The organism is Rathayibacter sp. AY1F4, assembly GCF_002931775.1.
Taxonomy (GTDB): domain Bacteria; phylum Actinomycetota; class Actinomycetes; order Actinomycetales; family Microbacteriaceae; genus Rathayibacter.
This window is the reverse complement of record NZ_PSVE01000030.1, coordinates 1-19,579: the sequence shown is the minus strand read 5'-3', so window position 1 is coordinate 19,579 and position 19,579 is coordinate 1. Positions and strand designations below refer to the sequence as shown.

Genomic DNA, 19,579 nt, shown 5'->3' with positions numbered 1-19,579 from the left:
TCGAGCGATCGGGCCCCGAGCGAAAGAGGAGACCATGGCCGAGACCACCGCGACCACCACCCGTCAGACCAGCACCGGATCCGGACGCACCGTGATCGAGGACGGCGTCATCGCCAAGGTCGCCGGCATCGCAGCGCGCGAGGTCCCGGGCGTCCACGCCCTCGGCGGAGGAGCGGCCCGAGCGATCGGCGCCATCCGCAGTGCGATCGGCAACGACGACCGCGGCCAGGGCGTCAAGGTCGAGGTCGGCGAGCGCCAGGTCGCCGCCGACATCACCATCGTCGCCGAGTACCCCGCGCCGCTGCAGAAGGTCGCCGAGGACGTGCGCTCCGCCGTCGCCGACGCCATCCAGCACATCGCCGGCATGGAGGTCGCCGAGATCAACGTGACCGTCCAGGACGTCCACATCCCCGAGGACGACACCCAGGAGTCCGACCCGCGCGTCGTCTGACCCGTTCCCCCCGCACCGACGCCCCGGGCCGGACGGCACCGGGGCGTCGGCGTGTCGGCGGCCCTGCGCCACGGCCTCGAGCAGGGCGGCGCCCTCCTCCCCGGAAGCGACGAGAACGAGATCGCGACCGCTCTGGGTGGGCTGAACGCCCGCCTGCGTGGGACCATCGGGTGATCGCGCCGCGTTCGACGTTCCCGTAGCCTTCATCCGCGCTCGTGTCGACCCCGGAGACGCGCTCCCCCGCCCGCGGGTAGCGTCCGGTCCGGTCCCGCACTCCCACGGGGTCGCTGAACCCCGAGAGCCGGAGGAGATCCGATCGTGAACGGTGACCACTTCGTCCTCTCGACCGCGACGCCGTGGGACGACCGCACCGAGATCATCGGCGTGTACGCCTCCGAGGCGTGGGCCCGCGAGGCCGCGGCCGCATGGCTCGGCTCCCCGGACCGCGAGGCGTTCCCCCGGTGCGTCATCGAGGGCTGGAGCGGCGCGCACCTCCTCGGCCGCGAGGTCGTCGAGGCCCTCGGCTTCGACGACGAGGGCGGCGACGAGTCGCTGGGCGGCCCCCGCAGCCTCTGACCCGGCGGCCTAGCAGCCCCAGTGCGACGGGCGCTCGAAGTGCGACGGCAGCGTGGTCGCCGCATCCCCTCGAGCGCTGTTCACCTGCGCCTGGGTGAGGTAGACCGCCTCGGCGAGCCGCGCGCCGGACACATCAGCGTCGCGCAGGTCCACCCCGAGCAGGTCGCACCGCTGCAGATCCGCACCCCGCAGGTCCGCGGCGAGGAGGAGCACGCCCCGCAGATCCGCTCCCCGCAGGTCCGCGTTCCGGAGCGATGCGCCCGCCAGATCGGCACCCGGAGCGAGTCGACGGCCCTTCGACCGGCGGGCATGCGGCGCCGCTCCTGCGCGAGCGGCCGCGCTCGCCGCGATCAGGAGCGGCCGGGACGCTCCGTACTCCGCGTCGACGTCGACCGCGACCACCTGCTCCGGCTCGCCGAGGGTGTGCGCGTGCACCGCGTCGAACCGCTCGCGCAGCTCGTCGAGGAGCGGCACGCCGACACCGGGAAGCGCCAGCGCGGAGTCGAGGTACCAGAGCAGCTCGTGCAGGCGGCGCATCAACGGGAACACCGCGAACATCCGCTCGCGCACGGCCGGGTCCGACCGCCAGGAGACGCCGCCGAACGTGTGCTGCGAGACCTTCTGGCCGGCGCCGAAGCAGTCGAAGACGGTGCAGCCGACGAAGCCCTGCGGCCGGAGCCGGCGGTGGATCGTGCACGCGTCCTCGCCGTCGAGGTTCACGCACGGATCCCCGGCGCGCTTGTCGAACGGGAAGTCGGCGGAGCGGGCGAAGGCGAGAGCGACGCAGCACAGGCCGAAGCAGTTCGCGCAGTCGGCGCCGAGGTCCTCGCGACGGCCGAGCTCGACCCTGGTGCGTGACGTCATCGGCCCGAGCCTACGCGCGGCGGCGGCCCGGCTCAGTGCGCGAGGGCGAGCACGCCGACGACCAGCACGCCGAGGCCCACGATCCCGAGCAGCGAGACGAGGCTCTGCCTCCAGGAGAGCCCTGCGCGCGCGACAGCGATCAGGGCGATCCCCGCCAGAGTCGCGACGTAGACGCCCGCGCCGATCCGGAGCGCGACGGTCGCGTCGATCCAGCCCAGCGCCGCGGCACCGAGCGCGAGGACCGGGAGCGACGCCGAGGCGAGCGCCCCGCCCGCGATCCGCAGCATGGTCCGCGCCTCGGCTGCGGACGGCGTGGCGGCGTGCACGACCTGGTGCGCGATCACCTCGGCGACGAAGCCCGCGGCCGAGATCCCCACGATCGAGATCACGAGGCTCTGGAGCGCGTGCGCGGCGTCGGGATGATCGTCGACGAGGTAGATCATCACCACGGCCAGGCCGGTGAAGGTCGCGTAGACCCGCTCCTTGAGGGCGCGGGCGATCTCGTCGAGGGGGCGGCGGGTCCGCTCCGCCCACCGGCCGGCGCGGCCCGGGCGCAGGCGCACGGGCGTCATCCGGTCGGCGGGGGCGGTGCGGCCCTCGTCCGCCGCGCCCTCAGTAGGAGGCGGAGTCGACACGTGCCGCGGAGGAATCGCCCGAGTGCCGCGCGGCGAGGTCGCCGAGGATGGTCGCGGAGCCGCTGGTGCCGAAGCGGGTGACGCCGAGGCCGCGGTAGGCGAGGAGCGTGTCGAGGTCGCGGACGCCTCCGGACGCCTTCACCTGGACGGCCTCCGAGACGGCGCCGCGCATGAGGCGGAGGTCGTGCTCGTTCGCGCCTCCGCCCGCGAAGCCGGTGGCGGTCTTCACGAAGTCCGCGCCGGCGCGCTCGGCGGCCCGGCTGCCCTCGACGACCTGCTCGTCGTCGAGGAGGCTCGTCTCGAGGATGACCTTGACGACGTGGCCCTCGGCGGCCTCGACCACGGCGCGGACGTCGTCCTCGACGTCCTGGAGCAGGCCGCTGCGGAGGCGGCCGATGTTGACGACCATGTCGAGCTCGGACGCGCCGTCGGCGAGCGCCTGACGCGACTCCGCGACCTTCGCCGCGGTGGAGGTGGTGCCGTGGGGGAAGCCGATGACCGTGCCGACCAGAACGCCGGAGCCCTCGAGCCGGGAGACCGAGTGGGCGATGTCGGAGGGGCGGACGCAGACGCTGAACACGCCGGACGCGCGTGCCTCGTCGAGCTGGGCGTCGACCTCGGCGCGGGTGAGCTCGGGCTTCAGGATCGCGTGGTCGATGAGCGCCGCGATCTCGGCGACGGTGGGCAGGCTGGAGTCGGTCATCCGCACATTTTACGTCCGCCGGCGGGACGACGAAGGCCCGCGATCCTTCGATCACGGGCCTTCGGTCGTTCACGCCGCTAGCGGCGCCGGGTCACCAGCTGGACTTGGTGATGCCGGGCAGCTCGCCGCGGTGCGCCATGTCACGGAAGCGGACACGCGAGATGCCGAACTTCGTGAGGTTGCCGCGGGGGCGGCCGTCGACGGCGTCGCGCGAGCGGACGCGGACGGGCGAGGCGTTGCGGGGGAGCTTCTGGAGGCCGACGCGGGCGGCCTCACGGGTCTCGTCGGTCCCGGCCGGGTCGACCAGGGCCTTCTTCAGCTCGAGGCGCTTGGCGGCGTAGCGGTCGACGATCACCTTGCGCTGCTCGTTGCGGGCGATCTTGCTCTTCTTGGCCATACTTAGCGCTCCTCGCGGAAGTCGACGTGCTTGCGCACTACGGGGTCGTACTTCTTGAGCACGAGACGGTCGGGGTCGTTGCGGCGGTTCTTCTTGGTCACGTAGGTGTAACCGGTGCCGGCCGTCGAACGGAGCTTGATGATCGGACGGACGTCCTGCTGCTTGGCCATTAGATCTTCACCCCGCGAGCGAGAACATCCTTGACGACGGACTCGATGCCACGGGCGTCGATGACCTTGATGCCCTTGGCCGAGAGAGTCAGGGTGACGTTACGGCGAAGCGACGGCACGTAGTACGTCTTCTTCTGCACGTTCGGGTCGAAGCGGCGCTTGGTGCGCCGGTGCGAGTGCGAGATGGCGTGCCCGAAGCCGGGGACGGCTCCGGTCACCTGGCAGACTGCTGCCATGGGTTCCTCCATGTGTGGTTACCGTGGATCACGCGCGGCACGAAGCCCCGCCCGACCCACCCAAGGTCACTTGTCGGCGCACCGCCCGCCTGTCCGGCCGGAGCCGGAGCTCCTGCCCGGTGGGCAGCACGCAAGCGCGTGCAGATGCACGCAACCTCGCTAGGCTACGCGACCCGGGCGGCGGCCGCAATAGGGCGGGGACGCTGCTCCGACAGGGGGGACGCTGCCCCGACAGGGGGGACGCTCCCCCGACAGGGTGAGGACGCTGCGTCGACGTGCACGGGTACTTCCTGGGAGGTTCCGGCAGAAGCGGCCTCCTGTACCCCCCGAGCAGGGCGTTCGTGTACCTTTCGTCTTCCTCGCGGGTCTACGACCGCCCTACTCTGAGCCGACCGTGGACGCCCGCTCCCGGCAGCAGCCGGGAGTAGCAGCACATGCGACAGTCCTTCCTCCGTTCCCTCGTCGCGGCCGCCGTGCTCGTGGCGGGTGCCGGCCTCAGCGTCGTGGCCGCGCCGGCCGCCTCCGCGGCGCCGGTCTTCAGCACCGCGTGCTTCACCTCCCCGAAGGTCTCGACGGTGTCGCAGTACACCGTTCCTGCGACCGGGGTCTCGACGGTCCGCGCCGTCCTCAGCGGACAGAACGGCGGGAAGGGTGCGAGCGGCCTCGGGACGGGCAACGCCGGCGGACGCGGCTCCAGCCTCGTCGTGGAGGTGCCCGTCACACCCGGGCAGGTGCTGGAGATCGGGCGCCTCGCCGGCGCCCCGGCCGGAGCGGCAGGCGCCACGCGCTACGTGAACGGCGGCGTCTACGGGGGCGACTCCGGCGGCGCGGGCGGCGACGCCCAGTACCTCAGCACGGCCGGCTCGGACGGCTGTCAGCACGCCCTCGCCGTGGCGGCGGGCGGCGGAGGCGGCGGCGGGCGGTCCTCGGTCGGCGGCGACGCCGACGCCGGCAGCGGCGCGAGGGGCGGCGGGAACGGCGGCAGGAACAACGCGGCCGACGGCGGCGGCGGCGGCGCGGCCGGGCAGAGCTCGGGCGGCTCGCCCGGCGCCCGCGGCTACAGCACCTTCGGCGAGTGCGCCGACGGCAACAACGGCCAGTGGGGCGTGTTCCTCAACGACGGCAAGGGCGCCGACGCCGGCGCCTCCCGCGGCGGCGGCGGCAACTGCTCGTTCCCCGGCCACAGCGGCGGCGGCGGCGGGGCCGGCTGGTGGTACGGCGGCGGCGGCGGATCGCCCTACGTGTTCGGCAGCATGAACGACACCCTCGGCGTCATGAACGACCCCGGCGCCGGCGGCGGCGGCTCGAGCTACGTGGACCCGAGCGTGACGAGGATCTCGCAGACGGCCGGCCCGACGGCGGCCGACCCCGTGGTCGCTCCGGTGTACGACACCGCCGTGACTGTGACGCGCACCCCCGACTTCTCGATGCTCGGGCAGGAGGTCACCGTCACCGCGAGGGTGACCATCCCGAGCCTGGGCCGACCGGTGGCCGCCGGCGGCACCGTCGAGATCCTCACCGGTGCGGGCACCAGCAGGGTGACCCTCGACGCGGACGGCGTCGGCGTGCTGACCACGAGGGACATCCCGCAGGGCTGGAACGAGATCCGCGCGCACTACCCCGACACCATCACCCCCGCCGAGGCGGGACGCGGGAGCTGGTCGGCGCTCCCCGCTCTGCGCCACGAGGTGCGCGCGTGCGCCGCGACACCCGTCATCACCCGGCAGCCCTCGGACATCGCGGGCGTCACCAACCAGATCTACACGCTGACGATGGGCGTGAGCGTCTCGGCCGTCTACGGCGGCATCCCCGCCGTGTCCTGGGAGAGGTCCACGGACGGCGGCGCCACGTGGAAGCCCGCGCTCGGCCGGGCAGGCGCCCGGGAGGACGGGACCGCGTTCCTCGAGGCCGGCCCCGATCCCACCGGCTCCTACCGCTACCGGGCGACCCTGACCACCTGCGGCGGCAGCGTCCGCAGCGACCCGGCCACCGTGGCGGTGGGCGGCGTGCGCTTCGACCTGTCGACGCTCCCGCAGAAGGCGTACGGCGACTCCTTCGACGCGAGCCCCTACGCGCAGGCCGTCGATGTGCCCGGCCGCTCGATCGTCCTGAGCAGCAGGACCGCCGAGACCTGCTCCGTCAGCGGCATGAGGGTGACCGTGCTCCACGCCGGCGTCTGCACGCTCGCGGCGAGGCTCGACGCGCTCGCTCCTCTGGGCTGGGCGGGCGAGCCCCTGCAGAGCTTCACGGCGAAGCCGAAGGCGCTCACGGTCACCGCTCCGACGGTCGACTACCCGCGAGGCGCGCCGGCCCCCGACCTGCGCTGCACGGCCGCCTTCGTCGGCTCCGACACCTTCGGCGCCCCACTCACGGCCGGCGTCTACCGCCCGATCGTCACGGCGGACGACGTCATCTACCGCCTGATCCCGAACTGGCCCACCTCCACCTTCACCACCTTCACCACGCGGTGCAGCGGCGCGAAGGTCAGCAGCGACTACACGATCGCGGGGTACAAGGACGGCGCGCTGCGCATCGTCGCGGCCGTGCCGATGGTGACCGCCTCCTCGCCCTCGTCGACCTACGGATCCACTCCCCCCGCGATCACGGCCTCCGTGACCGGCTCCCCCTCGGGGACCGCCTCCTGCGGCGCCTATGCGGCGACCGACACCGGATTCACGACGCCGCTGGCGCTCTCCGCGACGACCCCCGTCGGCCGCTACCCCACGCGCTGCTCCGGCCTGACGAACCCCTCGGGACAGCTGATCACCATCGACGGCGCGCTCACGATCTCGCCGGCGCCCCTCACGGTGACCGCGTCGAGCCCCGGGACGCAGGCGCACGGCACCGCGACCGCCCCGACGGTCACCTGCACGGCCGACGGCTTCGCAGGAACCGACCGGTTCGTCACCGAGCCGACCGGCGCCTACTACACGGCGGACGGCACCGGGAAGGTGACGGTCGGAGCGCGCACGCCCGTCGGCGACTACGTCACCAGGTGCGACGGAGGCGACGCGGGGCCGAACTACACCCTCCGGTCGATCCCCGGCACCTTCGCGCTGGTCGACCGGTCGGCCCCCGTCGTGACCGCGCCCGCCGCCGTCACGGCCGAGCCGGCCGACGTCTCCGGCGCCGTCGTCACCTTCGCCTCCTCCGCGGAGGACGCGGTCGACGGAGCCGTGGGCTCGACCTGCACGCCCGCCTCGGGCAGCGTCTTCCCGATCGGGGACACGACGGTCGACTGCACCGCGGACGACGAGGCCGGCAACACCGGCACATCCTCGTTCCGGATCACGGTCCGGAAGTTCTCGCAGACGGTCGCCTTCACCTCCTCGCGGCCGACCGCGCCGACGGCGCTGGGCTCCTTCACTCCGACGGCCACCGGCGGCGGCTCCGGGAGCCCCGTCTCGATCGGAGCGACCGGATCCTGCGCGATCGCCGACGGCGTCGTGACCTTCACGCGCGGCGGCACCTGCACCGTGACCGCGGATCAGGCCGGCGACGACCACTACACCGCGGGGCGCGCCTCCTTCGATCTCGAGGTCGCGAAGGCGTCGCAGACGCTGACGGTCGCGGTGCCGAAGACCGGCGTCCTGGAGTCGACCGGCGTCGCCACGGCGACCTCGAGCTCCGGACTGCCGGTGCTCGTCAGGACCTTCTTCGGCTGCACCGTCGCGCCTGACGCGACGGGCGCGCAGATCCTGACCTACACCGAGCCCTCGACCTGCGGCGTGCAGTTCGACCAGCCGGGCGACGACGTGTACGCGGCCGCCGACGGCCTGGTGCGCTTCGTCCCGATCTCGCGGATCCCCCAGACCGTCGTCGTCACGTCGACTCCGCCCGACCGGGTGTTCACCGACGACCGGTACACGGTCGAGGCGACCGGCGGCGGCTCGGGCAACCCGCTCGTGATCGCGGTGATCGAGAACGGCAACTGCACCATCGCGGACGACGTGGTGACGTTCTTCGGCGACGGCACCTGCACGGTGACGATCGACCAGGCCGCGGACGATCGGCACGACGCCGCTCCGCAGGTCCGGCAGGTCATCACGGTCGGGACTCCCGAGGGGAACCTCTCCTTCGGGAGCACCGCGCCCCCGCACGCGATGTCGCTCGAGACGTACCGGCCGACGATCGTGCCCGGCCCGTCGAAGGGCGTGCCGGTGCTCTCCGCGAGCCGCGACTGCTCGATCCTCCCGGACGGCGTGACCGTGCGGAACGACGGGGCCGGGCTCTGCGTGCTGTCCCTCGACCAGCCCGGAGACGGCTACTGGCCCGCGCGGCACGCCGAGCAGGAGTACTCGATCTACTTCCTCCCGCAGACGGTCCGGATCACGAGCGCGCCTCCGGTCGGCGCCGTCCTCGGGGACACGTACCGCCCCGTGATCGAGGGCGGCGCCTCGGGCATCGCTCCGTTCCTCCTCACCACCGCGTCGTGCTCGGCGAAGGACGGCGTGGTCACCTTCACCACGAAGGGTGTCTGCGGCGTCTTCGCCTACCAGAACGGCAACCGGCAGTACGACAGCGCCCGGCCCGCCGTGCAGGAGGTGGAGGTCGGCTACGCGCCCGGCTCCGTGGCGTTCACGACCGCCGTCCCGACCGACGCGGAGGTCGGTGGATCCTTCACTCCCGCCTTCACGCGCGGACCGTCCTCCGGCCCCTCGGTGCTCAGCGTCTCGGGCGCCTGCTCCGACGGCGAGAACGGCGCCGTCCGGTTCGACTCCGCGGGCACCTGCACGCTGACGGCGATCCACTACCGCGACGCCACCTACGGCACCGCACGGGCGGTCCAGACCTTCGAGGTCACCGCGATCGCGCAGACCGTCGCCTTCACCTCGACCGCGCCGTCGACGGCCGCGGCCGGCGACACGCTCACTCCGACCGCGACGGGCGGCGCCTCCGGGCTCCCCGTGACGATCGGAGCGTCGGGCGCCTGCACGCTCACGGACGGCGTCGTCACCTTCGCCGGCAGCGGCACCTGCACCGTCACGGCCGACCAGGCGGGCGACGGTCGCTACGCGCCGGCGGCGCAGGTCTCGCAGACCGTCGCCGTCTCGCAGCTCGCGGGGACCGTCGCGTTCGGCGGCGATGCTCCGGCCGCGGCCCGGGTCGGGGGCTCCTCGACGGCCGCGGTCGTCGCCGGCCCGTCCAGCGCTCCCCCGGTGCTGACGGCCTCCGGCGCCTGCTCCGTCGGGCCCTTCCGACTGGTCTCCTACGATTCCGCAGGCACCTGCACGCTGACGCTGGACCAGGCGGGCGACTCCCGCCACAGTGCAGCGCCGACGGCGGTGCGCAGCTTCGAGATCACCCGGATCGCGCAGACCGTGGCCTTCACCTCGCAGGCGCCGGACTCGGCGCTCGCGGGCGGCGCCTACCGCCCGACCGCGACCGGTGGAGCCTCGGGGCGGCCCGTGGTGCTCGGCGCCTCCGGGTCCTGCACGCTCACGAACGGGGTCGTCTCCTTCACCGGATCGGGCACCTGCACGGTGACCGCCGACCAGACGGGCGACGCCCGGTACGACGCGGCGGAGCGGGCCTCGCAGGTGATCGCGGTCGGACTGCTCGCGGGCACCGTCTCCTTCGGCGGCAGCGCGCCGACCGGTGCGACGGTCGGCGGGACGTCCACCCCGCGGATCGTCGCCGGACCCTCCACCGCGCGTCCGGTGCTGACCGCCTCCGGAGCATGCTCGGCGGCCGCGGGAGTGGTGTCCTACGACTCCGTCGGCACCTGCACGCTGACGCTCGACCAGGCGGGCGACTCGCGGTACGGCGCCGCTCCGCAGTCCGTCCGCACCTTCGCGATCGGCGCCCTCGGCCAGACGCTGGCGTTCGCCTCGCCGGTCCCCGACGCGGCGGTCGCGGGGGGCTCCTACACGCCCGTCGTGACGGCCGGCGCGTCGAGCGCCCCCGTGGTGCTCGGAGCGGCCGGGTCCTGCACGGTCGCGGACGGCGTGGTGACCTTCATCCGCTCCGGCACCTGCACGGTGACCGCCGACCAGGCCGGGGACGAGCGCCACTCGGCGGCTCCGCGGATCTCCCAGTCGGTGGAGGTCGGCACGGCGGCGGGAGCGGTGTCGTTCCGCGACGCCGCTCCGACGGACGCCCGGATCGGCGGCTCCTGGACCCCGTCGATCGTCCGCGGCCCGTCGAGCGCCGACCCGGTGCTCGACGCCTCCGACTCCTGCTCGCTGGGAGAGGACGGCACGGTGTCGTACGACTCCGTCGGCACCTGCACGCTGACGCTGGACCAGGCCGGCGACGACGCTCACGCGCCCGCGGAGCAGGTCGTCCGGACGTTCCCGATCGGCAAGGCGCGGCAGACGGTCGCCTTCACCTCCGCGGCTCCGAGCACGGCGATCGCGGGCGGCCGCTACACGCCGACCGCGACGGGCGGCTCCTCCGGCCTGCCGGTCACGATCGGCGCCACGGGCGCGTGCTCGCTCGCGAGCGGCGTCGTGACCTTCAGCGGATCCGGCACCTGCACCGTCACCGCGGATCAGGCCGGCGACGCCTCGCACGACGCGGCTCCCCGGGCGACCCAGTCGATCGCGGTCGCCGCGGTCGTCCCGCAGAAGAAGAAGGCGCAGAAGGTCGCCTTCTCGACCGCGATGCCGTCCTCGCCCGAGAAGGGGATCGCCTACCCGGTCGCGGCCACCGCCTCCTCCGGTCTGCCCGTGAAGCTGTACGCGAGCGGCAGCTGCACGCTGACCGCGACCGGCGCGGGCACGGCGACGGTGCGGCTGACGGGCGCGGCGAGCTGCACCGTCCGGGCCACGCAGGCGGGCGACTCGGCGTGGCTCGCCGCGACCTCGGTGACGCAGTCGCTGCAGGTGAAGTCCTCCACCCGCGCCGACCTCACGCTGACGCTGGCGCCGGCGCCGGGACTGGCAGCGACGGCTCCCCTCTCGGGCACGATCACCGTCCGGAACACCGGCACCCGGGACGCGGCGACGACGACCACCCGGGTCGTCGTCAGCGGAACGGTGGCGAGTGCGCCCGGCGCCGTGCAGACGAAGGGCTCGGCGGCGGGCACGACGGTCCTCACCTGGACCGCGCCGAGCGTCTCGGCCGGGCGGAGCACCACCTACTCGGTGACGCTGGTCGACCGGCCGGCCGCCACGACGATCGACGCCAGGGTGTCGACCGCCGCCGCCGATCCCACACCGGCGAACAACGCGGTCAGGCGCACCTTCCGGTAGAGGCTGCGGGGAGGGAGGGGTGTCGCGCCGCGTTGCCCGTTCCCTCCCCGACCGCTACGGTCGCGGGGACGCTCCGGGGGACGGGGCTCGCGAGGGGGGCCCGTGGACCGGTTGAGGCGACGCGCGCTGCTGCTGGGGATCGCCTCCTCGGCGGTCGCGCTGACGGGGTGCACGCCCGCCCGGCCCGCTCCCGCGGCGCTCCCGCCGAGCACGGCGCCGGCGGCGGTGCTGCCGTCCGCCGCTCCGACCGCCGTCCCGACCCCTCCCCGCCCCGTGCCGACCACCACCGCCGCGGCGGCTCCGGTGCGGCGGAAGGCGCCGCTGCCCTCCGGCACGATCTCGGAGCTGCCCGGCGAGGGGAGCACGCTCGCCTGGACCGTCGACGACGGCGCGGACTCCGACGTGGTCGCCGCCTACGCGCAGTTCGCTCGCGACACCGGCACCCGGCTGACCTTCTTCCTCAACGGGAAGTACGACTCGTGGACCGCGAACGCGCCGCTGCTGGCTCCGCTCGTCGCCTCGGGGCAGGTGCAGCTCGCGAACCACACCTGGTCGCACGCCGACCTGACGAGCCTCTCGAGCGACGGCGTGCAGGAGGAGCTGGGCCGCAACGGCGACTTCATCCGCTCGACCTACGGGGTGGAGGCGGCGCCCTTCTACCGGCCGCCGTTCGGCTACACGGACGAGCGGAGCCGGGCCGCCGCGGCGGCGATCGGCTACACGGCGACGGTGCTCTGGTACGGCTCGCTCTCGGACTCGGGGCGGATCACGCCGGAGCAGGTGGTCGGCTTCGCGGACCAGTGGTTCCTGCCGCAGCACATCGTGATCGGGCACGCCAACTTCGATCCGGTGACGCAGGTCTACGCGCGGCTCGTCGACATCCTCCGCGAGCGCTCGCTCGAGACGGTGACCCTCCGCGACGTGTTCGCGGTCTGAGCCGCGCCTTCAGCGGAGGGACGCGCGCGCGGCGGCGGAGACGGCCGCGGCGACCGCGTCGAGGGCGGGCGTGTGCAGGGCCCACTGCTGCCAGTAGAGGGGGACGTCGACGGGGTCGCCGCCCAGCTCGACAAGGCCGTCGCCGCCGACCGGGGCCTGCAGCTCGGGCAGCATCCCCCACCCCATGCCCAGGCGCACGGCCCGCTCGAAGTCGGTCGATCCGGGGACGCGGTGCCGCGGCGGGCGGCCCTCGACGCCGGCGGCTCGGAGGAAGTCGTCCTGCAGGCGGTCCTTCTCGTCGAAGACGACCAGCGGAGCGCTCGCGAGGCCGGCCGTGCCGCCGTCCGGGAACCAGCACTCGGCGAACGCGGGCGCGGCCATGGCGCGGTACCGCATCACTCCGAGGGGCGCGACGGTGCAGCCCAGCACCGCCTCCGACTCGCCGGTGACGGCCGCCAGCACGGTGCCGTCGCGGAGGAACGCGGTGGTGTGCGCCTGGTCCTCGCGGTGCAGCTCCACCACGACGTCGGGGACGGAGGCGAGCGCGGGCAGCACCCAGGTGGCCAGGGAGTCGGCGTTGACGGCGAGCGGGAGGACGACCGGGCCCGCCCCCGCGGCGTCCTCGCCGCCGAGCGAGCGGACGGCGTCGTCGGCGAGGAGCTCGATCTGGCGGGCGAGGCGGAGGAGCCCCGCACCGGCCTCGGTCGCGACGACCGGGCGCGAGCGCACCAGCAGGACGCGGCCGGCAGCGGTCTCGAGCGCCTTGATCCGCTGGCTGAGGGCGGAGGGGGTGATGTGCAGGGCTCGGGCGGCGGCGTCGAAGGAGCCGAACCGGACGGAGGCGGCGAGCGCACGCAGGCGGGAGAGGTCGAGATCGTCGGTCAGCATCAGTGCTGCTTACGATACTGAAGGAGCATGAGCTGGTCTACAGGAGGGCCCCGTCCTAGCGTCGGAGCGTGTCCCCCCTCCTCGCCGCCCTCTCCGGCCTCGGCTTCGGCCTCTCGCTCATCATCGCGATCGGCGCGCAGAACGCCTTCGTGCTCCGCCAGGGCCTCCGCCGCGAGCACGTGCCCGCCGTCGTCGCGATCTGCGCGCTCTGCGACGCCGCGCTGATCGTGCTCGGGATCGCGGGGATCGGAGCGGTCCTGGAGTCGGCGCCGTGGCTGCTGGTGGTGATCCGCTGGGGCGGCATCGTCTTCCTCCTCGCCTACGCGGTGATGGCGGCGAGACGCGCACTGCGGCCGGGGACCCTCGACGGCGATCCGGCCGGCGCCTCGACGTCGCTCCGCACGGCGATCGGCACGTGCCTGGCGCTCACGCTGCTGAACCCGCACGTCTACCTCGACACGGTCGTGCTGCTCGGGTCGGTGGCGAACACGCACGGCGCCGAGCGCTGGTGGTTCGGGGCGGGGGCGGCGGCCGGAAGCGTGCTGTGGTTCACCGCTCTCGGCTTCGGGGCGCGGGCGCTGCGGCCGCTGTTCCGGAGCCGCGGGGCCTGGCGGATCCTCGACGCGGCCGTGGCGGTCGTGATGGTGGTGCTGGCGGTGTCGCTCGCGCTGCACTGAGGACCTGGTGGTGCACTGCTTGTTCTACTAACATTGTGAACATGTTGTTCCGGGTCGACCACTCCGCGGCGGGCTCGCTCGCCGACCAGCTGGAGTCGCAGGTGCGCTCGGCCGTCGCCCGGGGCGAGCTCTCGGCGGGCGACCGCCTGCCGCCCGCCCGCGAGCTCGCCGACTCGCTCGGCATCAACATGCACACCGTGCTGCGCGCGTACGCCGCCCTGCGCGACGACGGGATCCTCCAGATGCGCCGGGGCCGCGGCGCGTGGATCACGGAATCGGCCGGGCCCGGGCTCGTGCGCGTCACCGCCCTGGTCGACGAGCTGCTCGCGGAGGCCCGTCGCAGCGGCATCACCCCGGCGGAGCTCGTCCGCCTGATCGAGAGGACCGGATCATGACCGCCACCGCCGACCGCCGCCGCGAGCTCCTCGCCGCCGCGTCCCTCCTGCTCCCCGCCGCCGGAGTGCTCGTCTCGCGCCTCGTCCTGGACGACGCGCTGCCCGCGGAGCTCGCCTCGCACTGGTCGGGCACCGGGGCGGCCGATGCGACCGCGTCGACGGGCGCCCTGCTCGCGATCGCCCTCGTGCTCTCCGGGCTCCCGGCCGTCGCGGGCCTCGTGGCGGCGGCCGTCGGGCGCGCCCCGCGGCTCCTGCTGGCGACCCTCGGCCTCGTGGCGGGGCTGGGCACCTCCGCCTGGGCGACCTCGGTCGGCACGACGCTCGCGGCCGGGCGCGCCGAGGGGGCGGAGCTCGGCGGGTGGCTGCTCGCGCTGCTCGGGGGGATACTCTTCGCCGTCGTGCCCGCGCTGATCGCTCCGGGCACCCGGCGCGCCTCCCGCCTGGCCGCCGGCCGCCTGCCGCTCGCGGCGGAGGAGACCGGCGCCTGGTCGCAGACGCTGACGGGCCCGGTGTTCGCCGTCGCCGCGGTCGCCACGGCGGCGGGCGCGGCCCTCTCCCTCGCGACGCTCGCCGCGGCGGGCGCCACCGGTCCGGCGATCGCGACGGCTGTCGTCCTCGGCGTCGTCGCGCTCGTGCTCCTCTCCTTCTCCCGCCTGAGGGTGACCGCCGACCGCCGCGGCCTCCGCGTCGTCACGACCGCCCTCGGCATCCCGCTGCGCCGCATCCCGCTCGACACCATCGCCTCGGCCGGCACGGCCCAGCTGCGGCCGTCGGAGTGGGGCGGCTGGGGGTACCGGGTGATGCCGGGCCGCTCGGCGGTCATCCTGCACGCCGGGCCGGGGCTGGTGGTGACGACGGACCGCTCGCGCGAGTTCGCGATCAGCCTCGACGACCCCGAGACCCCCGCGGCGCTGCTCGAGACCCTGCGCTCGCGGGCCTGAGGCGCCGACCCGTCAGTCGACCACTATCCGGACGAGCGTCGTGACGGCAGCCACCGCGTTCACGTAGGAGTAGTGCCGCGAGGTCGGGAAGGCGAGGTGCCGTCCGGGCTCCAGCCGCACGGGCTCCTCGCCCTCCCGCTCCAGGAGGAGCGCGCCGGCGGTGACGAGCAGGATCTCGTGCCACCCCTCGGGGTCGGGCTGCGCGTCGTAGCGGTCCCCGGGGCCGAGCGTCCAGGTCCAGAGCTGGGCCTCCCGGCGCGCGGGGACGGAGGAGAGCAGGACGGCGACGCTCGCCTCGCCCGCTCCCCGCCAGGCGACCTGGTCGATCGCCGCGGGCGCGGATCCCGGGGCCGAGACGAGTGCCGTGAACGTGGTGCCGAGGGCGGTCGCGAGGCGGTCGACTCCGGTCAGCGAGATGTTGGCCTCGCCGGCCTCGGCCGCGACGATCGTCCGCCGGCTGATGCCCGAGCGCGCCGCCAGCGCGGACTGGCTCAGTCCGGCTCCGCGCCGCGCGAGACGGAGGTTGCCGCCCAGGTGGGCGAGGACGGGAGCCGACATGCGCACTATTCTGCACCGAGAGGCCCCTGTTGCTCCTAGGATGTGCAGAATGATGCACATCTCGCCTCTCCGGGGCCTCCGCTTCACGCGTCCGGAGTGGGCGCTCATCGGCATCACCGCGATCTGGGGCGGGACCTTCCTCGCCGTTCACATCGCGATGGAGCACAGTGGGCCGCTGTTCTTCGTCGGGCTGCGGTTCGCCATCGCGGGGCTGATCAGCGCGGTCGTGTTCCACCGGTCGCTCCGGGGGATGCGGCGGATCGACCTCGCGGCCGGCGTCGCGATCGGGGTGATGATCTTCGCGGGCTACGGCCTGCAGAGCTACGGGCTGCAGACGATCACGAGCAGCACCTCCGCGTTCCTCACCGCGCTGTACGTGCCGCTGGTGCCGCTGCTCCAGTGGGTCGTGTTCCGTCGCCGTCCGGGCGTGCTGACGCTGGTGGGCGTCGCGCTGGCGTTCGTCGGACTGCTCCTGATCGCGGGCCCGCAGCCGGGCGTCGCGCTCGGAGCGGGCGAGGTGGCGACGATCGTGAGCACGCTGCCGATCGCGGCCGAGATCATCCTGATCGGCCTCGTCGCCGGACGCGTCGACCTCGGCCGGGTGACCGTGGTGCAGCTGCTGGTCGCCGGCGCGCTCGGGTTCGCCTCGATGCCCCTCGCGGGCGAGGCGGTCCCGGCGTTCTCGGGGGCCTGGCTGATCCCCGCGCTCGCGCTCGGGGCGAGCAGCTGCCTGATCCAGCTGACGATGAACTGGGCTCAGCGCTCGGTCTCGCCGTCGCGCGCCACGATCATCTACTCGGCCGAGCCCGTCTGGGCCGGCCTGATCGGCCGCCTCGCCGGCGACCGGCTCCCCGCGCTCGCCCTGCTCGGAGCGGCATTCATCGTCGCGGGCACGCTCGTCAGCGAGCTGAAGCCGCGCCGCGAGCCTGCGCCGCCGGCTCTCAGGTGACGGCGGGGAGGGCGGCCGAGGCGACGAGCGCGCCGCCGGCGTCGGTGATCTCGACGGCGGCGACGGACTCGCGCAGGACGGCCGCGTTCATCTCGCAGTCGAGCTCCGCGGAGCTGCCGAGGAAGGAGCCGGACGGGAGCCGCTCACCGGAGCCGGTGACCAGCACGAGGTCGTAGCTCTCGCCGAGGGCGAAGCCGGTCCCGCGGAGGATCGTCTCGGTGCCCCAGGTGTGCGCCACGAGCGAGCCGTCGAGCGTCACGCCCTCCGTCCGCTCCTCGAAGGCGATCGCCTCGACGGCGCCGAGCGTCCCGGGCGGTCCCGCGACGGGGCGCTCCTCGGCGGACCGCAGGGCCGCTCCGGCGACGCCGCCCACGACGAGGAGCGCGGCCGCCGCGGCGACGGCCAGGACGGCACGGCGGCGCGGGGCACGCACGCTCGCAGCGCGCTCGGGCCGCTCCCCGGCGAGCGCCGCGACGCGCGACCGCAGCTCCGGCGACGGCTCCGCCTCCTCCCAGCGGCCCAGCGCGCCGAGCCGGTCGACCACCGCGCCGAACGACGCGAGCTCGCGGTCGATCGAGGGGTCGGCGGCGCGCAGGCTCTCGAACTCCCGCGCCTCCTCGGCGGAGAGGTCGCCGGCGAGGGCCGCGGCGAGGAGCTCCTCGCGGCGGCCGCCGGGCTCGTCTCCGGCGGGCTGGTCTCGGTCGGTCACGATCTCTCCTCGTCGGTGGGTCCGGCGCCCGCGAGGTGACCGCGGAGCGCTCGGAGAGCGTAGAAGGCGCGGCTGCGCAGGGTGGCGACCGGCACGCTCGTGGCGGCCGACAGCTCGGCGTAGGTCTCGCCGTTCACGTGGACGGCGACGACGACCTGCCGGTGCTCGGCGGAGAGCCGCGCGAGCGCCTCGGCGATCGCGAGCGGCTCGAGGGGGTCGCGGTCCTCCGCGGGCACCTCCTCCAGAACCTCGGCCTCGACCAGGCGCGGCAGGCGCTGCCGCGAGCGGTGCACGTCGATGACGACGTTGCGGGCGATGGCGAAGAGCCAGGTGCGGGTGCTGGCACGCTCGGCGGAGTAGCTCGCCCGCGAGCGCCAGGCGCGCAGGAACGTCTCCTGCACGCAGTCCTCGGCGAGGCCGCGGTCGCGCAGGGCGTTGAGCGCGAAGCCGAGCAGGGCGGACCCGTGCTCGTCGAAGGCGGCGGCCGGGTCGAATCCCGCCGTCCGGGGCTCGAGGCGCACCACGGGAGCCGGGACCTCCGAGTGCTCGCGCGGCATCGCGGGCCCTTCGTCTCGTCGTGCCGTCGCCGTGCGCGCCACACCGCCTCCTCGTCGGGACCGGTGGTCCGTCGGAAGGGGGTACGGCCGCGGCGGCGGCGGCGTTCATCGGAGGCGAGGACCGTCTCCGTGAAGATCTTCTCAGATGGAGTGAACGCGGCGCCGCTTCCGGCCGTACTCCCTGCATCGGGCCCGCTCGGCGCTCGCGATCGAAAGGCTCCACCATGACGAAGACGTCCCCCGCGCGGAACCGCGCCGGCCGCCGCCTGCTCTCCCTGGGCGGCATCACCGCCGTCGCCGCCGCCTCCTTCTTCGCCGCCGCGCCGGCCCAGGCCGAGACCGAGGTCGCCGAGCCGTCCTCCTTCACCAGCGCCTTCACGGTGATGGCGACGCCCGACCAGGTCGTGAACGCCGACTCCGCCGCGACCCCCGGCCAGCCCGGCGCCACGGGCGAGATGACCTTCCGGGTCAACAGCGACCTCGACATCATCTGCTACGACATCACCCTCACCGGCGTGACCGGCGACTACCAGAGCCCCGCGAAGACCGCGACGCACATCCACCAGGCGGCGCTGGGCAAGGCGGGCCCGCCGCGCATCGCGTTCCCGAACCCGGCGCCGGTCGGAGACGGCCCCCGCACCAGCAGCGGCTGCCTGCAGGGCCCCTTCACCACGGGCATCCAGGCGAACGGGGCGGACACCGGCGCCGGATTCACGCTCAAGGCCCTCGAGGCCGATCCCGCCGCCTTCGCGGGCGACTCCCACACGGCCTCGTACGCGGCGGGCGTCGTCCGCGGCCAGCTCTCGCAGGTGCCGGTCGGCGGCCTCCAGACCGGTGGCGGGGCGACCGCCGCCGGGAGCGACGCCACGGGCACGTCCGGTCTCGCCGCGATGGCCGGCCTCGGAGCCGTCGCCGCCCTCGGCGCGGCCGGAGTGGTCGTCGCCCGCCGGCGCACCGCCTCCTGATCGTGGGCACCCGGTCGAGGAGCGGCGCGGCGGCACTGTGCGCCGTGCTGCTCCTCGCGGGGTGCGCCGCCGCGAACGGGAGCGGAGGAGCGGAGACGCCGGCGAGCGCGCCCGCGCGCTCGGACCCTTGCGCCGACGGGGCTCTCGTGCTGTGTTCCGGCCACCGTTCCGCGCCACGATGCCGGGCGGTCGTGCCGCCCCTCCGTGCCGCCCCGCTGTGCCCCGCCTCCGTGCCGTGCGTCAGATCGGAGAGGCGAACACCACCAGGTTGTCCCGGTAGCGGCCGATCGCCGTGTCGTACTCGCCTCCGCAGGTCACGAGGATCAGCTCCTCCTCGAGGGTCGCGCCGAAGACGCGGGCGGTGGGGAACGCGGCTTTCGCGTGGGACTCGACCGCCGTCACCCGGTAGCGGTGGTCGGAGCCGTCCACTCCGCTCACCGCGATCTCATCGCCCGGGGCGAGCTCGCCGAGGCGGAAGAAGACCGCGGGACCGGACCGCGAATCGACGTGCGCCGCGATCACGGTGCGGCCGCTGCCGCCCGGGCGCCCGCCTCCCGAGAACCAGCCGACGTCGTCGTAGTCCACCGGCACCTCCATCGCCCCGTCCGACTGGATGCCCAGGGCGATCAGCGGCTCGTCCAGGCCCATCGCGCGCACGCTCAGCCGGGCGGGCTCGACGCCGACGGTCCGCGCGGGCGCGGCAGCGGCGGGGTCGGGCGCGGGGATCGCGGGGATCGGAGCGGTCCTGGAGTCGGCGCCGTGGCTGCCCGGGGGGG

The 19,579-nt window shown here is 74.6% G+C and carries 20 protein-coding genes; 9 read left to right on the top strand and 11 right to left on the bottom strand.

All coding sequences use genetic code 11. The features are described 5' to 3' along the window. The first annotated feature begins 34 nt into the window (after window positions 1-34). On the top strand, window positions 35-451 hold the full coding sequence (locus C5C59_RS15525) for an Asp23/Gls24 family envelope stress response protein (RefSeq protein ID WP_104225148.1): 417 nt from the start codon (window positions 35-37) through the stop codon (window positions 449-451). Between the two features lie 318 nt (window positions 452-769). Continuing rightward, the gene (locus C5C59_RS15520; protein WP_104238985.1) at window positions 770-1,027 is read left to right on the top strand and encodes a hypothetical protein; all 258 of its coding nucleotides are present in this window, start codon (window positions 770-772) and stop codon (window positions 1,025-1,027) included. Window positions 1,028-1,036: 9 nt separating this feature from the next. Here the strand turns inward: C5C59_RS15520 and C5C59_RS15515 are convergent, their stop codons facing one another. The 6 genes from C5C59_RS15515 to rpmB form a co-directional block, all read right to left on the bottom strand. Then, window positions 1,037-1,891, bottom strand: coding sequence for a pentapeptide repeat-containing protein (locus C5C59_RS15515; protein ID WP_104238986.1), 855 nt, complete (start codon window positions 1,889-1,891; stop codon window positions 1,037-1,039). Window positions 1,892-1,923: 32 nt separating this feature from the next. Then, window positions 1,924-2,526 (bottom strand): hypothetical protein, encoded by a 603-nt coding sequence (locus tag C5C59_RS15510; RefSeq protein ID WP_146079740.1) that lies wholly within the window; start codon window positions 2,524-2,526, stop codon window positions 1,924-1,926. Beyond that, complete coding sequence (gene deoC, locus C5C59_RS15505) at window positions 2,504-3,229, bottom strand: deoxyribose-phosphate aldolase (protein WP_181133578.1); 726 nt, start codon at window positions 3,227-3,229, stop codon at window positions 2,504-2,506. Before deoC ends, C5C59_RS15510 begins: the two co-directional genes overlap by 23 nt. A gap of 91 nt (window positions 3,230-3,320) precedes the next feature. Continuing rightward, window positions 3,321-3,626 (bottom strand): 30S ribosomal protein S14, encoded by a 306-nt coding sequence (rpsN, locus tag C5C59_RS15500; protein WP_104225107.1) that lies wholly within the window; start codon window positions 3,624-3,626, stop codon window positions 3,321-3,323. Between the two features lie 2 nt (window positions 3,627-3,628). Next, window positions 3,629-3,796: a 50S ribosomal protein L33 gene (gene rpmG, locus C5C59_RS15495; protein ID WP_027692168.1), complete on the bottom strand. Its 168-nt coding sequence runs from the start codon at window positions 3,794-3,796 to the stop codon at window positions 3,629-3,631. After that, the gene (gene rpmB, locus C5C59_RS15490) at window positions 3,796-4,032 is read right to left on the bottom strand and encodes a 50S ribosomal protein L28 (RefSeq protein WP_056038148.1); all 237 of its coding nucleotides are present in this window, start codon (window positions 4,030-4,032) and stop codon (window positions 3,796-3,798) included. The genes rpmG and rpmB overlap by 1 nt, the downstream gene beginning before the upstream one ends. 434 nt (window positions 4,033-4,466) lie before the next feature. Here rpmB and C5C59_RS15480 point away from each other — a divergent pair, with 434 nt between their 5' ends. Both C5C59_RS15480 and C5C59_RS15475 read left to right on the top strand, forming a co-directional pair. Further along, window positions 4,467-11,228 carry an HYR domain-containing protein gene (locus C5C59_RS15480; protein ID WP_146083125.1) on the top strand — a complete coding sequence of 2,254 codons (6,762 nt, stop codon included), beginning with the start codon at window positions 4,467-4,469 and terminating at the stop codon, window positions 11,226-11,228. Between the two features lie 102 nt (window positions 11,229-11,330). Continuing rightward, a complete protein-coding gene (locus C5C59_RS15475) occupies window positions 11,331-12,164 on the top strand; it encodes a polysaccharide deacetylase family protein (protein WP_219812499.1) in 834 nt (277 codons plus the stop codon). 9 nt (window positions 12,165-12,173) lie between these two features. On the opposite strand, the gene C5C59_RS15470 is transcribed toward C5C59_RS15475, so the two are convergent. After that, window positions 12,174-13,052, bottom strand: coding sequence for a LysR family transcriptional regulator ArgP (locus C5C59_RS15470; protein WP_104239555.1), 879 nt, complete (start codon window positions 13,050-13,052; stop codon window positions 12,174-12,176). 68 nt (window positions 13,053-13,120) lie between these two features. Here C5C59_RS15470 and C5C59_RS15465 point away from each other — a divergent pair, with 68 nt between their 5' ends. The 3 genes from C5C59_RS15465 to C5C59_RS15455 are packed head-to-tail and all read left to right on the top strand — an operon-like array spanning window position 13,121 to window position 15,065. Beyond that, window positions 13,121-13,729: a LysE/ArgO family amino acid transporter gene (locus C5C59_RS15465; protein ID WP_104239556.1), complete on the top strand. Its 609-nt coding sequence runs from the start codon at window positions 13,121-13,123 to the stop codon at window positions 13,727-13,729. Window positions 13,730-13,770: 41 nt separating this feature from the next. Continuing rightward, a complete protein-coding gene (locus C5C59_RS15460; RefSeq protein ID WP_104225158.1) occupies window positions 13,771-14,124 on the top strand; it encodes a GntR family transcriptional regulator in 354 nt (117 codons plus the stop codon). Continuing rightward, window positions 14,121-15,065: a hypothetical protein gene (locus C5C59_RS15455; RefSeq protein WP_104239557.1), complete on the top strand. Its 945-nt coding sequence runs from the start codon at window positions 14,121-14,123 to the stop codon at window positions 15,063-15,065. Before C5C59_RS15460 ends, C5C59_RS15455 begins: the two co-directional genes overlap by 4 nt. 12 nt (window positions 15,066-15,077) lie before the next feature. On the opposite strand, the gene C5C59_RS15450 is transcribed toward C5C59_RS15455, so the two are convergent. Next, complete coding sequence (locus C5C59_RS15450) at window positions 15,078-15,623, bottom strand: helix-turn-helix domain-containing protein (RefSeq protein ID WP_104239558.1); 546 nt, start codon at window positions 15,621-15,623, stop codon at window positions 15,078-15,080. A 49-nt stretch (window positions 15,624-15,672) separates the two neighbouring features. Here C5C59_RS15450 and C5C59_RS15445 point away from each other — a divergent pair, with 49 nt between their 5' ends. Then, the gene (locus C5C59_RS15445) at window positions 15,673-16,572 is read left to right on the top strand and encodes a DMT family transporter (protein WP_181134918.1); all 900 of its coding nucleotides are present in this window, start codon (window positions 15,673-15,675) and stop codon (window positions 16,570-16,572) included. Here C5C59_RS15445 and C5C59_RS15440 read toward each other — a convergent pair. Continuing rightward, window positions 16,565-17,281, bottom strand: a complete 717-nt coding sequence (locus C5C59_RS15440; protein ID WP_104239559.1) for a hypothetical protein — start codon at window positions 17,279-17,281, stop codon at window positions 16,565-16,567. The two genes, C5C59_RS15445 and C5C59_RS15440, sit on opposite strands and share 8 nt — an antisense overlap. Then, window positions 17,278-17,838, bottom strand: coding sequence for a sigma-70 family RNA polymerase sigma factor (locus C5C59_RS15435; protein WP_104239560.1), 561 nt, complete (start codon window positions 17,836-17,838; stop codon window positions 17,278-17,280). The genes C5C59_RS15440 and C5C59_RS15435 overlap by 4 nt, the downstream gene beginning before the upstream one ends. Before the next feature lie 224 nt (window positions 17,839-18,062). Here C5C59_RS15435 and C5C59_RS15430 point away from each other — a divergent pair, with 224 nt between their 5' ends. After that, window positions 18,063-18,803 (top strand): CHRD domain-containing protein, encoded by a 741-nt coding sequence (locus tag C5C59_RS15430; protein WP_104239561.1) that lies wholly within the window; start codon window positions 18,063-18,065, stop codon window positions 18,801-18,803. A 240-nt stretch (window positions 18,804-19,043) separates the two neighbouring features. Here the strand turns inward: C5C59_RS15430 and C5C59_RS15425 are convergent. Further along, window positions 19,044-19,579, bottom strand: a 536-nt coding sequence (locus C5C59_RS15425) for a class F sortase (protein WP_104251312.1), incomplete at its 5' end; no start/stop codon positions are given.